The organism is Iodidimonas sp. SYSU 1G8 (genome assembly GCF_039655775.1).
Lineage (GTDB): Bacteria > Pseudomonadota > Alphaproteobacteria > SMXS01 > SMXS01 > RI-34.
On record NZ_JBBYXJ010000001.1, the window covers coordinates 1,566,029 to 1,580,155 of the forward strand.

Below are 14,127 nucleotides of genomic sequence, written 5' to 3' on the forward strand. Positions count from 1 at the left end.
GGGGAATGCGTCTCTGATTGCCACGGCGCTAGGATAGACGGCTCGGTTACGTCGAGGAAGCAATACCCGGAGACGGCGTCGCCTCTCCGTCAACTTTCGTACCGAGATACCGTTCCCGTCGGCGACGCGCCTAACGAAAATAGAAGTCGGGCGCGGGCGCGCGGTTCGGCATCACGGCGATGGTCTCGTCCACCTCCCGATACCAGACCGCGTCGAACAGGCGCTGCTCCAGCCTGTCGAGACGATCGGCGATGGCCGGGTCCGCGCGCCCGGTCGCGAACTGATCCGGTGCGTCGAACCACAGTTCGGCAATCCCGTCCCACAGCCCGTAGAACGCATCGCGCCGCGTCCTGCCCTCCGGCGTGAAGGCTTCCGAGTCCGGCGGGAAGAATCCGGTCATCACATCGAGGGTCGTGCGGAAATTAAGAATATGCCCGCGCAGCCCCGGCAGGCTGGCGACCAGCGCGGCATGAACGCCGCTCCAGCATGCCCGGAACTCCTCGGGAGACATATCGGGCCGGCGCCGGGCGAACTGAACCAGCTTGAACAGCTTGCGTTCAGGGCGGCGCACCGGCACCGAGACATGTTCATCGACCTGAAACTGGAAGGGAGAGCCGTTGTAGAGATGATCACCGTCGCCGCCGACCTCCTTCACGCGTGGGTCGAAATCGAGACCATTCGGCCCCGCTCGATCGCGGGCCGGGCTCTTGCCGGCCAGATAGTCGGGCAGGCTGTCGAACATCAGCTGACCCCAGCCATCCCACATGTCGTCAAAGCCCTCCGGTTCCCCGCGGACGATCTGGTTGGACAGCGGGCCAAGGCTCTCGCGCACCGAACGGTTGGCCGTGACGTTGAGGATATAGCCCCGGATACCGGGCAAGCGGCGACCGAACGAGTTGTGATAGCCCACATGCGCGGCACGGTATTCATCGTGCGTCAGGCGGGCATTGCGGCGAACGAAACCGAAAACCTTGAGCATGGCGGCCTCCCTCAGCGGTAGTAAAAAGCGGGCGCGGGATCGCGGTTCGGCATCACGACGATGCTCTCGTCGACCGCCACCCACCAGACCGCTTCGAACAGATAGCGCTCCAGCGCGCAAAGCGCCGGGTGCAGGCGCGGCGCCGCGCGGCCGGCGGCGAAATCGTTCAGGTCGCCGAGCCATAGCTCGCCCGCGCCGTCCCATGATCGGGTGAAGTCCCGGCGCCACGCTCGTCCGTCCGCTGTATAGCGCCAGTCATCATCGGGATAGACGCCTCGCAACGCCGCGTCCTCGTCGGGATCGCGCAGATTGAGCGTGTAGCCGAGAAGCCCGTTCATGGTCGCCGCCAGCGCGGCGTGCTCGAGCAGGCCGCGTCGGAACTCGGCCTCGGTAAGTGACGGATTGCGCCGGAAGAACTGGACCAGCTTGGCGAGCCGGCGCTCGGGCCGCTCGACTGGCAGGATGACCAGTTCCTCGACGGCGACCGGTACCGAGCGGTAGCGGTCGGCTTGCCCCGGCGCCGGATCGAACAGGAACGGGCCGTCCTGCGGCGTCCGGTCCGGGTCGATCACGAGCCCCTCGGCGGTGGCCCGCGTCGCCTCGGGCTCGCGCGAGGCGCGCCAGGTCTCGGCGCTGTCCAGCCACATGGCGGGAAATCCATCCCACGCGCCGGCAAAATCGGCGGGCTGATTCCGGACCAGGTCACCATGCAGCGCGCCCAACGCGTCCGCGGCGCCGGCCTCGGTCTGGATATTGACCAGGTAGCCGCGCAGTCCGCGCATGCGCCGCGAATGACCGGCGTGATAGCCGATCAGTCCGGCACGAAACTCGTCGCGGCTCAGCGCCGCGTTACGCTTCAGGAACGCGAAAATCTTGAACACGGCCATATCCTCCCCAGGACCATCATTCCACAGCGGCACGCGGCGCGCGAGGAGGGAGTGAGCGCCGGGCGGACTTGAAGACGTCATACCCGCTCCCTACACTCGCGCCGTGCAAGTCACCGCCCTCGCGCCATGATGGCCCATCCGGGCATGGCGACCGCGACGGAGCAAAATCATGGATGGGCATCAGGTCCCCTTCGGCGAAGCCCTGCGGACCTGGGCCCGGATCGGCCTGCTGGGCTTTGGCGGTCCCGCCGGACAGATCGCGCTGATGCACCGGATCCTGGTCGATGAAAAGAAGTGGATCGGGGAAGCCCGGTTCATGCACGCCCTGAACTTCTGCATGCTGCTGCCGGGACCCGAAGCCCAGCAACTGGCCACCTATATCGGCTGGATGCTGCACCGGACCCCGGGCGCGTTGGCGGCAGGGCTGCTGTTCATCCTGCCCGGCTTTTGCGTCATCCTCGGCCTGAGCATTCTCTACAGCCTGTTTCAGCAAACCGCCTGGCTCGAGGCGCTGTTCTTCGGTCTGAAGGCGGCGGTGCTGGCCATTGTCGTCGAAGCCCTTCTGAAAGTCGGGCGCCGCGCCCTGAAGACACCGCTGATGCGGATGATCGCGGCGGCGGCCTTTCTAGCCCTGTTTCTGCTGAACCTGCCCTTCCCCGTGGTGATCGCCATGGCCGCACTAGGCGGATACTGGCTGGCAAAATTCAAACCGGCCCTGCTCGCGCCCGCTTCGGCACACGGCGCCGCCAAGGCCACCGAGGCCGTGGACCGGCTTCCGCCCGTCGCGCCCACCTGGCGGCGATCACTGGCGGTCCTGGCGGTCTGGGGCGCCGTCTGGGCCAGCCTGCCCCTGCTGCTGATCGCCCTGTTCGGCTGGGACAGCGTGTACGTTCCCATCGCCGCCTTCTTTTCCAAGATGGCGGTCGTGACCTTCGGCGGCGCCTATGCCGTTCTGGCCTATGTGGCGCAGGAAGCCGTGGAAACCTATGCCTGGCTGAGACCCGGCGAAATGGTCGATGGCCTGGCGCTGGCCGAAACGACGCCGGGACCGCTGATCCTGGTGCTCAGCTTCGTCGGTTTCATCGCCGGCTTCCGCGACGCCGCCGGACTCGATCCGCTGGCCGGCGGCGTGCTCGGCGCGGTACTGGCGACCTGGGTCACCTTCGCGCCCTGCTTCCTGTGGATTCTGCTCGGCGCGCCCTGGGTCGAGAAGCTGCTCGGCAACAAGGCGCTGTCGCTGGCCCTGTCGGCGATCACCGCCGCCGTTGTCGGCGTCATCCTGAACCTGGCCCTGTGGTTCGGCCTTCACGTCATCTTCGGCAGCGTCACGCCGCACGCGCTGGGGCCGCTGCGCATCGACCTTCCCGACCCGAGAACGCTAGACGTGACAGCGCTTGCGCTCAGCGCCTTCGCGATGCTCGCGCTGCTGCGTCTGAAATGGAAGATGCTGACCGTGCTGGCCGTCTGCGCGCTGGCCGGCGCCGCGATCCGGTGGGCGACCTAAGCGGCGGCGGCGGCCTCGACACGAACCCGGGAGAGCACGCCGCGTGCCTGTGCCGCACTGCATCCCAACCCGGCCGAGACGGCCACCGCGAGCGCGACATCCGCCGCCGTGCAGGCCAGATCGGCGTCCTCGGCCAGCGCCACCTCCAGCGCGGTGCCATCGGCCACGAGCCGGAGCACGCCGCCCTCCACGGCCGCCGTGACGGTGGACGCGCCGGCGAGCCCCGGTGTGCCGCCCGGAACGCCCGAAGCCAGCGTCACCGGCACTCCCCGGACCCTGCCCGCCAGCGCCACGCACCGGTCCGCTCTGGCATCGACCACCAGCCGGCCGCACATGGGCACCATCATGCGCCCGAGATCGGCCAGCGCGTTCGCCTTGCCTCCGACAGCGTCGCCCGCGAGAGCCAGCACCGAGCAGAGATCGAAAGGCAGAAGACTGGTCAGCGGAGTATCATCCCCGATCAGCACCAGCGCGCTATCGACCCCGGTATCGCCCAGCAGCGCGCGCGCCGCCATGAACAAGCTGGCCGGCGCACTCACCACCGTTTCGCCCGAGATCCGCGCCGCGCCGGCGTCGGCGACCCCGACGCGGCGTCCGTTCGCCGCCAGCATGCGCTCCACCAGAACGGGAACCGGTGAACCGGCCGGCAAGCCGACGATGGCGGCGATGGGAATCCGCGCCCCGGAGGGAAAGAGCCGGTCGAGCACCTGACCATAGACATGGGCCGAGGTCGTCGTGCCGATGGTCGGCTGCGCGTTGACCTCGCAGATGGCCGCGCCCGTCTCCGTCCAGGGCCGCTCGATGTCGGGGATCAGCAGATCGACGCCGGCGATATCGAGACGTAGCGCCCGCGCCGCCCGTTCGGCCAGCAGCCGGTTCGCCGGATGCACCTTCTCGAACATGCCCACCGGCATGCCGCCCGACGCCACATTGGCGGCGCGGCGCAGACGGAGCCACTGGCCTTCGGGCAGCACGGTGTCGGCGTCCATGCCGGCTTCCTCGATCAGTTCCACCGCCTCGACATCGAAGTCGAGCGGTTTCAGGGGCGCCGACGAGGCCTTTGATCGCCGAGGATCGGCGTTCAGCGTGTCCACCAGTTGGCGAATGCTCTGAACTCCGTCCCCGGTCACGCCGCCCGGCACGCGCTCGAGCGCCCAGATCAGCGTGCCGTGCAGGACGACGAGACGATAGTCCCGCCCCTCCACGTGCTTTTCGACCAGAATCGCGTTGGAGAATTTGCGGGCCGCGTCGTAGGCGCGCCTGACGCCCGCCGCGTCCTTGAGGCCCGCCGCGACGCCCACGCCGCCATCCTTGTCCAGCGGCTTGACGACCACCGGGTAACCCAGACGGTCCGCGACACGGACGGCATCGTCGGCCGAGCCGACCTGCGCATGGTCCGGCACCGGAATACCCGACTGCCGCAACACATGCGCCGTACCCAGCTTGTTGCGCGCGATGTTCGTCGCGATGACCGGCGTCGCATCGGTGAAGGAGCTGTCGATCCACCGGCTGCGGACGCCGACGCCGATCTGGTAGACGGCGCCGGTCAGGTGAAACCAGGGCAGCCGCTTCTCGTGCGCCGCCGCGAGGAAGTGCAGCGTGTTCGATCCGCTGAAGCCCTTTGCCGGGCACTCCTTGATGAAGGCCAGCGCATCGGCCCGGCGATCCGCTGCGAACGCCGTCTCCGCCGCCGACGGGTCCGCGATCCCCCGCGCCGCCACCGCGCAGACGAGGCGAAGGGCCCGGCCGGCCGCGACATGGTCCTGGGCCGGCAATGCCAGCTGCCAGGCGCCGCCATCCGCCCGCCGGTTGAGCACCTTGCCCCGATCGAAGACGGGATGTCCCGCCGCCCGCTGCAAGGCGTGCGTCCAGTGCAGGATGCGGCGTGTCAGCGCCGCTTCCGCATCCTCGCCGGGCACGGCTTCAGGCGCCGTCGCCGACGGCAGAAGCGCGGCGAGCAACCGGTCCATGCCCGGCCAGTCGATGGCGCCGTGCAGGCGCGCGCTGACGACCGCGTTGAGAAAGGGCTGCCGCAGGCCGAAACCAAAGCCATTGATGGCGAACTGCACCTTCAGGACCGTGACGGCGGGTTGATCCGCCGCGGGCAAATGTTCCGCTGCCATGGAGGCGGGTCAGACCTTGGCCACGGGCGTGGCGACGATCATGTACAGCTCCCAGCGCATCCCCACCTGGCCGGGAAACTGATCGATGCCCAGATCCGCCTCGATGGCGCGCGCGGTCTCGTCGGGCCGGCAGGTGCGCAGATCGAACATGCGGTGGCAGAATTCACCCATGTCCACGGTGTTCTCGAACCGCCAGTGGAACGGCACCCGTTCCGCGGACACGATGTCCCAGCCCGTTTCCCGCAGGTCGTCGAGGGTGTGATCGCCGAGATAGACGCCTTCGTGCCCCGTGCTGTTGTGGCGGTCGACCCAGCCGTCGAGAAAGCCCGAGACGTCCGATTCCTCATGGACATCGGCAAGGACGAAGCGGCCGCCGGCGCGCACGGTCCGCGCCAGTTCGGCGAACAGCGGGCGCTTGTCGGCCAGATGGTGCACCCCGGCGATGCTGATCGCCGCATCCACGCCGCCAGCGGCCCAGGGCAGGGGCAACAGTCCCCGGTCCTCGCCGCCCGAGCCGAAACTGGCGCAGGGCTCGTGTCCGAGCCAGCGCACGCCGTCCGGAAGGTAGCGGGCCAGATAGCCGCCGCCCGCGGGCACGTCGGCCACCGACTGGCCGGGCGTCAGCGCCGCCCGATCGATGGTGTTGACGAATTCCTCCCGGCGCGCGTCGGGGAACAGCGACATGGCGCGGTCATAGGGCGCGCCGCGCAGCTGAAACAGATCCTCGTAGCTGGCGGGAGTTTCGTCCACCACACGCTGCGTGGCCAGGAGGGAATTCTTGCGATCGCCCATGGAAAATGCCCTTTGGTCGTCCCGGCCAGGGATGCACGGATGCACGCCTTGGCCGGGGTTCTCGGCCGGATACTAGTCCATGGCGGCGGCGGATGCCACGCCCGAGCCACCTCGGCCCGGCGCGGCATCCGACGAGCCTTGATCAGCCCCCGGCGCGCGCCTTGACGATCCCATCGACGATCGCCTGGTTGTAGCCCTGATAGGCGGCCTTCACGAGCGCCGCGTACCGTGCCGGCACCGGCTCCACCACAAGGATCTTCTTCTGCTTGTAGCTGTTGCCCAGCCCCAGCAGCGCCATGGCATTGTGCATGACGAGGCTATCCGACTGGTCGTCCACCTCGCGCAGCACGCCGAATTCCTCGCCCGAGGGGAATCCGTCCTCGATCGTCATCCAGCCGGTGTAACCGGTCCCGGGCATGCGCTTGACCTTGTAGCCGAAATCGACCTTGCTGCGCGGATGGATGGAAAAGTTGGTTTCGGCGCTGACATTGGCCTTGGCCGAGAACATTTTATTGCCCGAACTCTGGATGGCGATGTAGTCGAGCACCAGCAGCGGGTGGACCATCATGGCGTCCAGATCGACGCCGACGTTCTGCAAGGCCCCGGCGGACTGGCCGCTCATGATCGCCGCCATGCCGGTTTCCATCGACATACCGGTGATCAGGGGTGCATCCGTGGCACCGAACACCACCCAGCCCTTTTTGGCGCGGCCATCGATGATCTGGCCATCCTGCGTCCGGTTGCCCTCGATCCACTTGACCTTGCCGTAATCCGGCACGGCCCGCATGGCCTCCGCCGCGACCACGTCGAAGCCGGCCTTGGTGAGGCGGTCGACGAGGTCCTTGTGAGCCTCGTCCGCCCACTGCTTCATCGCCGCCTCGTCGATCCCCACCAGCGCCGTGTTGTACCGGATCGACCGGTTGACCGACGCCGAGCCCGCCCCCGCGCTGGAGGCTCGCGCCTCCGCCGAGGTGATGTAGGACACCGCATAGCTCGGCACGGCGATCTTGGGCCGCTCCTTGAGATACTTGCCCTTGTCGACCTCCAGGACGACGGGGAAAGGCGCCACGTCGGTGGGCAATGTGCGGATTTGGTCGAGGCCTACGCCGCCCTGCGCCTCGGAGGCGGAGTAGCTGTTACCGGATACGGAATCCATCCGCTGCCCCTCGGCCAGCGAACCTGTTGCGCTGCCCACCGCGATCAGAAGCGCGGCGGACGCAGCCCATGCGATTTTCATGTGTGTCAGTCCCCTTCGTCGATCTCGTCTTGGATCGTGCCAGCGTAAAAACCGGTCACTGGGGCGAGATTATCATGGCCACTATCCACACTCATCCCCCGCGAACACGGGGCCTGTCGACATCCCCGCCCTACGGTCGTACGCTGCCGCCGCGAAATGCGAAAACGGATAGAATAAGGAGGCATACATGGGACGGATGGATGGCAAGGTCGTCGTGGTGCTCGGCGCATCGGGCAAGGGCAGCATGGGACAGGCGACGGCGCGCCGGATGGTCAAGGAAGGCGCCAAGGTAGTGATCGCCGCCCGGCGTACGGAACCGCTGGAAGAACTTGCCCAGGAAATCGGCGCGCTGGCCGTGCCGTGCGACATCTCCAAGGAAGACCAGATCGCGGCGCTCGCCAAGGCGGCCGTCGATGCCTATGGCAAGCTGGACGCCGCCGTCAATTTCGCCGGCATCAACGTGTCCTCGCCCATCGCCGACATCGACGCGTCGAAGCTTAAGGATGCCATCGACATCCAGTTCACCGGCGCCATCCTGTTCATCAAGCACATGGCCGCCGCCATGCCCGAAGGCGGATCCATCGTCATGACGTCGTCGCTGACCGCGACCTTGGCGCCCGCCAACATGACCGCCTATGCCGCCACAAAGGCCGGCGTCGATCACGCGGTCAAGATCGCGGCGACCGAGTACGGCAAGAAGAACATCCGCATCAATGCCATCACGCCCGGCCTCGTCGTCTCGGAAATGACCAGCGACATCATCAACAGCGCCCCCGTCGTCGCCAAGACGTTCGAGCGGGAAACCCGCATGCCGCGCCTCGGCACCGTCGAGGACATCTCGAATGCCGTTCTCTGGCTCGCCAGCGACGAGGCGTTCGTCAACGGCATCAATCTTCAGGTCAATGGCGGCGCCCATCTGGGCAAGTTCCCGCTGGCCGACGACTTCCGCTAGGCCACACCGGGGCTGGGGGCAAAACCATGGCCACCTTTCTGCTGGTCCACGGCGCGTGGCACGGTGGCTGGTGCTGGGAACGGGTCGTGCCGCTGCTCGAGGCGGCCGGCCACCGCGCCCTCGCTCCCGATCTGCCCGGCATGGGTAACCATGCCGGGCCCCTGCCCGATGATCCGATTGCCGCATGGGGCCAGTTCATCGCCGATCTGGCGCGCCAGCAGGACGAAGCGGTCATTCTCGTCGGCCACAGCCGGGGCGGCATCGTCATCAGCCAGGCCGCCGAGTTCGCGCCGGAATCCATCGCGCTGCTGGTCTACCTGACCGCTTTCCTGGTGCCGCCCGGCGAGGCGCCCGGCGCGCCGCTGGCCTTCATGCCCAATCCAGAGCTGGAGCGGAACATCGTGCTGTCCGAGGACATGAGCACCTCGACGGTGGCGGCGTCCGCGATTCCCCGGCTGTTCTACAACACGTCGGATGCGCAATGGGCGGAACGCGCGGTGTCGCTGGTCTGTCCCGAACCCACATCCTATGTCGCCAGTCCCATGCGGATTACCGAAGACCGCGCCGGGCGGGTGCCGCGCATCTACATCGAATGCATGCGCGATCGCGCCATCCCCATCCGCCTGCAGCGGCACATGGCGGACCGCATGCCCTGCCGGCGGACGCTGACCCTATTCACCGACCATTCGCCGTTCTATTCCGCCCCGGCGGCCTTGGCGAACGCCCTCCTCGACGGCAGCGGGCTTACCTAGTCGGATCGGGACGCGCGGAACTCATATTTCAGGAAGTGCGATCTGGGCGTCGCCGCCTTGTGCCGCGAGTGGGCGGAATCCAGCATCAGACGGCAATCTGTCTGGACAAGGCCGGCTGCGGCGATGGCCGCGCTCACGCTCTCGACGGATTCCACCGACACCGTGGTCTTGGCGCGGCAGAACGCGCGTACATGGGCCTCGACCAGATCGGCCGGAAGCCCGGCCTGCGCGTCGCGGGCACGTCCGACAAGCGCCTCGACTTCCTCGTCGCTATAGGCGAGCACCACAGGCGACGGTGATGGACGGATGCTCTGGTAAGCCAGCAACGTCCCGCCCGGCGCCAGGGGTGCCCCGAGGGCCGCGAGCAGCATGCTTCTGCGTTCTGGCGGGCAGAAGCTGAGCAGCGAATGCATCATGACCAGATCGAACGCACCCGGCACCGGATACTCCAGCAGATCGCGCCGGTCGACCTGGACCTGGAATCCCATCCGGTCCGCATAACGCAGGCACAGGTCGAGCGGCGTGTCGCAGCGGTCGGCGATGACGATGACCGGTCGGGCAATCCCCTCTCCCAGGGCCTCGTGCAGCACCGACAGCAGGCCGAAATCGGCGCTGCCCGCGATTAGCACCCTGTCCAGCGGACGCCGGCAGTCCAGTTCCCGAATGCTCTCGACGATATAGCCCCGTTCGCTCGCAAGGCCGCTGATCAGCCCCAGGTGCTGCAGCAGCATCCAGCCGCGGTGATAGCCGAGACAGGTATTGCCGCACAGCGCATGGGCGCCGTCGGCATGGACGTGCGGCACTGACAGCGCCAGAGCCGCCTCCGCGATCATGCCGGCATGATCGGTGGGCGAATATGCCCGGGGTTCGAGCAGGACGCTCAAGCGCGCAGCTCGTGATACTGCACGCCGAACCGGCTCAGGGCATCCTCGTCCAGCGTTACGCCGAGGCCGAGGCCTTCGGGAAGATGCGCCTGGCCGTGCGAGACCGCCAGTTCCTGTCCGATGACATCACCGACGAACCGCTCGCGGGCATCGCCATAACCGATCGTCTCGCCCACATCCGGGAAGGCCGCCGCGAAGTGCAGCAGCGCGGCGGTACCCACGCCCAGCGTATGCTTGGACCCCATGTTGCAGGTCAGGCCGCCCGCCCTGGCGATTTCTAGGATGGTCACCGAGTTGCGGATACCGCCGGATTTCGCCAGCTTGACCGTGATCATGTCAGCGGCGCCGCGCTTGACCACCTGCACCGCATCGGCGGGCGACAGCACGGATTCATCGGCGGCGATGCCGGTACGCGCCCGTTCGGTCACGAATTTCATGCCATCGAGGTCCCACCACGCACAGGGCTGCTCGATACAGACCAGCCCCGCATCGGCGAGGGCATGGTCCACCTCCAGCGCGCCCTTGGGGGTCCACGCCTGATTGGGATCGAACTCCAGCTCGGTGCTCGCCGGCACGGCCTTGCGGACGGCGAGATATTTCGCGATATCGCCGCGCCAGTCCGCCGAGCCCTTGAGGGTCAGCAGGGGATAACCGTCGGCGGCATACCGGCACGCCACGTCGACCAACTGGGCTTCCGGCAGGATCGACAGGCTGCGCGACAGCTTCATGGCGGTCCGCCGCGTGCCGCCCAGATAATCGGCGACCGACAGGCCGCAGCGCCGCGCGATCAGGTCGTGCAGGGCGATGTCGATGGCGCACAGCGTCCCCAGAAAGCCATACTGCTCGGAGCACCTCGCGTTCAGCGCCGCCATGATCTCGTTGAAGTGCAGCGGATTCCTGCCAAGCAGCACGGGAGCGAAGATATCCCGCAGCGCGACGAACACTGTCCCCGCGCTTTCACCGGATCGGCCAGGAAAGATCACCGATGCCTCGCCCAGTCCGCTGGCACCGTCGCTGGTGCCGATCCGGAGAATGACCTTTTCGCCGTGATCGAGTGTACCGCGCGACGAGCGCATGGCGGATTTATAGGGTATGGCGACGAGCCAGACCTCAACCCTGTCTATGGTGGTCGTATCGGTCATGTAACGGGGCGGCCCCTGCTGTCAGGAGAAATTAAAGAGAGTTTATCACGCACGCCGCGTCGCGGGCGGTCAGATGAGGCACTTGAAAACTTCGAGCTTCTCGTTGGCGCCCTTGAGCAGGGGACCGACGGTATTGGCTACGTGTACGTCGAAATCCTGATGCGTGTTGGCGCGGATCCGTCCGGCCACCGCCTGCATCTCGTCGGCGCTCAACGGCCTGTCGCTGGCCAGGTTCACCTCGAGCCGGGTCCGTTCTGTCTGCAGGATCTGATACTGGCGGATCGGCGCGAGCTCCCCCAGCTGCTTCAAACCGAAACGCGGCCAGACCCGGCTGCCATCTGGCATGATCAGCATATTTCGGACGCGGCCGACGATGCGCTTCAGCACCGGCGATCCGCGCCCGCAGGCGCAAGGTTCGCCTACTTCGGCATAGTCGCGAATTTCGTAGCGCAGCATGGCGGTCGCGAAATTGTTCAGGTCGGTCACCACGACGCGGCCGATCTCGCCCGGCCCGCAGGGCGTGCCGTCGTCGCGCAGCACCTCGAGAAACTGGGCCTCGGGTATACAGTGATAGGCGTGATGCTCGCACTGGACGGCGATGGACCCCAGTTCCTGCGAACTGTACTCATCGAATATCTCGATCCCCCATGCCCGCCATACCTCGTCTACCAGCTCCTGGGGCAAGGTTTCACCAATGGTGATGAGCGTGCGCAGACCGGGCGGGGCAGGCATCTCCTGGACCAACGCCTGCAGATTGGAAGGATAGGTCAGCAGGTAGTCGGGCTTGTATTTCTCCAGAAAGGCTCGTTGGTCGGCGATGGGCGCGCGGATATTGAGGCCGATGCCCTCGCCTGTCCTGTACACGGCTGAAACATATTTTCCCCAGCTTTTGGCCACGACCGGCACCACGCCGTTCTTCACAGAGATACTGGCGCGAATCGCCCCGAAACGCTTTCTGATATCGAGCTTGTGCCAGCCCAGGCTCCGCATCATCACCGCGTTGCGCAAGGCATAGCCCGCCGCCGTACAGCGAACCGTGACAGGCTGGCCCGTCGAGCCCGAAGTACTGGTCGCCCAGACGTCGCCATGCTCCTTCGGCGCGGCCGTATAGATGTCGTCCATTCGGGACTGGAGGTCGGCCCGGGTCAGCAGCGGCAGCGTTCCCAGCACCTCGAACGCGGTCGCTGCGCGGATCTCGGCGCCCGCCAGCAGCGGCGCGAAGTACGCGCTCGTTTCGCGCGCGTGCCTGAGCCGCGCGGCAAGCTGAACCGACTGAAGTTCCCGCAGCCGATCAGGCTTCAACCACTGGGTCTGGAAAAGCTGCGTCAGGAAGCCGTAGACCTGCGCGGCCGACGGGTCTATCAGCGCTGGCCAGACCAGCGACTGTGAATAGGAATTCAGCACCCGCGCCCTGTCCTCCGCAGATACGGCGATCAGCCGTCCGTCAAATATTCAACAAGGTATATGCCGGAACAGGCACCGTCTCAATCGGGCATTCGGAACGGACGGACGCTTTCGAGCGCCCGTGCGGCGCGCAGGATCAGGGCTTCAGACCCCCAGGGGCCGACGATCTGCAGGCCGATGGGGAGACCGGCTTTCGTGAAGCCGCATGGAACGCTCGCCGCCGGTTGGCCCGTGATGTTGAAAGGGAACGTAAAGGGCGTCCATGTCCGCTTGTAGGCCTCGCCTTCCGGACCATAGATGCCGCGTCCCGCCTTGAACGGCGGCACGGGCGTGACAGGCGCCAGCAGCAGATCGAAATCCTTGTGGAACGCGGCCATGCGCTGCATGAGCGCGCCGCGATCCGCCATTGCCTGGTAATGCCGGATGATCGGTTGCTGCGCACCCTTCTGGGCCGATCGGACCAGGAAAGGGTCGCTGTCGGCCAGCGCCTGTTCGCTGGCGTTTTCCAGATAGCGCGCCGTCATCGGCTGCCAGAACGCCAAGAATGTCTGCAGTTGGTTGTCGAAGCCCGGATCGGCCTCGGCAACTTCGGCGCCCAGATCGCGAAACACCGCCGCGGCGTCCGTCAGCGCCGATGCGATCTCAGAATCGAACGGGATCAGCCGTTCGCCATTCCAGAAGCCGATCCGCAACCCGGCGACGCCATCATTGAGCCCGATACGGTAATCGGTGGCTTCATAGGGCAGAGCCGATGGATCACGGCTGTCCGGGCGGGTGATGACGTTCATCATCAGCGCCGCGTCCGCGACCGTACGCGTCAGCGGTCCCGCCTGCGAGATCAGCGCCGAGACGCCTCCGGGATTGTGCGGCACCCTGAACTGGGTCGGGCGAAGCCCGAACACGCCGCAGAACGCGGCGGGGATCCGGATCGATCCACCCGCATCCGTGCCCACATGCAGCGCGCCCATGCCCAGCGCGCAGGCCGCCGCAGCGCCGCCGGACGAGCCGCCCGGCGTCTTGTCCAGATCCCACGGATTGCGGCTGACGCCGTGCAGCGCGCTGTCGGTGACGCCCTTCCAGCAGAATTCAGGCGTCGCCGTCTTGCCCAGGATGATGCCACCCGCCTCGCGCAGCCGGGCGGTGATGGGCGCATCCTGCTTGGCGCGGTGCGACGCCGAAATCACCGGCGAGCTGTTCCGGCTGGGCCATCCCTTGACGTCGATATGTTCCTTGATCGATAGCGGCACGCCGTCGAGCAGGCCCTTGGGCTTGCACTTCGTCCATCGCGCTTCCGACTTTCCGGCCTCCTTCAGCGCGCCTTCCCGGTCGAGCAGAATGAAGGCGTTCACGCCCTCGTTCCGCGCATCGATCCGCTCGAACACCGCCTTGGTGACCTCGACGGGCGACAGCGCGCCGCGTCGATAGCGGGCGACCAGATCGCTGGCCGACAGATGAACGATATCGGTCATGG

The 14,127-nt window shown here is 66.8% G+C and carries 12 protein-coding genes; 3 read left to right on the plus strand and 9 right to left on the minus strand.

The features are described from left to right. Positions 1-130: 130 nt before the first annotated feature. Complete coding sequence (locus WJU17_RS07485) at positions 131-979, minus strand: EthD domain-containing protein (protein ID WP_346326703.1); 849 nt, start codon at positions 977-979, stop codon at positions 131-133. An 11-nt stretch (positions 980-990) separates the two neighbouring features. Continuing rightward, positions 991-1,860 carry a hypothetical protein gene (locus tag WJU17_RS07490; protein WP_346326704.1) on the minus strand — a complete coding sequence of 290 codons (870 nt, stop codon included), beginning with the start codon at positions 1,858-1,860 and terminating at the stop codon, positions 991-993. Positions 1,861-2,035: 175 nt separating this feature from the next. On the opposite strand from WJU17_RS07490, the gene chrA reads away from it, so the two are divergent. Further along, a complete protein-coding gene (gene chrA / locus WJU17_RS07495; RefSeq protein ID WP_346326705.1) occupies positions 2,036-3,370 on the plus strand; it encodes a chromate efflux transporter in 1,335 nt (444 codons plus the stop codon). On the opposite strand, the gene WJU17_RS07500 is transcribed toward chrA, so the two are convergent. From WJU17_RS07500 to WJU17_RS07510, 3 genes are all read right to left on the minus strand, one after another. Beyond that, a complete protein-coding gene (locus WJU17_RS07500; protein WP_346326706.1) occupies positions 3,367-5,493 on the minus strand; it encodes an acetate--CoA ligase family protein in 2,127 nt (708 codons plus the stop codon). The genes chrA and WJU17_RS07500 overlap by 4 nt on opposite strands. 9 nt (positions 5,494-5,502) lie before the next feature. Continuing rightward, the gene (locus WJU17_RS07505) at positions 5,503-6,285 is read right to left on the minus strand and encodes a methyltransferase domain-containing protein (protein ID WP_346326707.1); all 783 of its coding nucleotides are present in this window, start codon (positions 6,283-6,285) and stop codon (positions 5,503-5,505) included. A 142-nt stretch (positions 6,286-6,427) separates the two neighbouring features. Continuing rightward, positions 6,428-7,522 (minus strand): hypothetical protein, encoded by a 1,095-nt coding sequence (locus WJU17_RS07510; protein WP_346326708.1) that lies wholly within the window; start codon positions 7,520-7,522, stop codon positions 6,428-6,430. A 187-nt stretch (positions 7,523-7,709) separates the two neighbouring features. Between WJU17_RS07510 and WJU17_RS07515 the strand changes: the two genes are divergently transcribed. Together WJU17_RS07515 and WJU17_RS07520 are read left to right on the plus strand one after the other, a co-directional pair. Continuing rightward, positions 7,710-8,474 carry an SDR family oxidoreductase gene (locus tag WJU17_RS07515; RefSeq protein ID WP_346326709.1) on the plus strand — a complete coding sequence of 255 codons (765 nt, stop codon included), beginning with the start codon at positions 7,710-7,712 and terminating at the stop codon, positions 8,472-8,474. 26 nt (positions 8,475-8,500) lie between these two features. Continuing rightward, positions 8,501-9,226 (plus strand): alpha/beta fold hydrolase, encoded by a 726-nt coding sequence (locus WJU17_RS07520; protein WP_346326710.1) that lies wholly within the window; start codon positions 8,501-8,503, stop codon positions 9,224-9,226. Here WJU17_RS07520 and WJU17_RS07525 read toward each other — a convergent pair. From WJU17_RS07525 to WJU17_RS07540, 4 genes are all read right to left on the minus strand, one after another. Continuing rightward, positions 9,223-10,110, minus strand: a complete 888-nt coding sequence (locus tag WJU17_RS07525; protein ID WP_346326711.1) for a hypothetical protein — start codon at positions 10,108-10,110, stop codon at positions 9,223-9,225. The two genes, WJU17_RS07520 and WJU17_RS07525, sit on opposite strands and share 4 nt — an antisense overlap. Next, complete coding sequence (locus WJU17_RS07530) at positions 10,107-11,252, minus strand: enolase C-terminal domain-like protein (protein ID WP_346326712.1); 1,146 nt, start codon at positions 11,250-11,252, stop codon at positions 10,107-10,109. The genes WJU17_RS07525 and WJU17_RS07530 overlap by 4 nt, the downstream gene beginning before the upstream one ends. Before the next feature lie 69 nt (positions 11,253-11,321). Next, the gene (locus WJU17_RS07535; protein ID WP_346326713.1) at positions 11,322-12,656 is read right to left on the minus strand and encodes a phenylacetate--CoA ligase family protein; all 1,335 of its coding nucleotides are present in this window, start codon (positions 12,654-12,656) and stop codon (positions 11,322-11,324) included. Between the two features lie 80 nt (positions 12,657-12,736). Then, positions 12,737-14,125 (minus strand): amidase, encoded by a 1,389-nt coding sequence (locus tag WJU17_RS07540; protein WP_346326714.1) that lies wholly within the window; start codon positions 14,123-14,125, stop codon positions 12,737-12,739. Between the last annotated feature and the right edge of the window lie 2 nt (positions 14,126-14,127).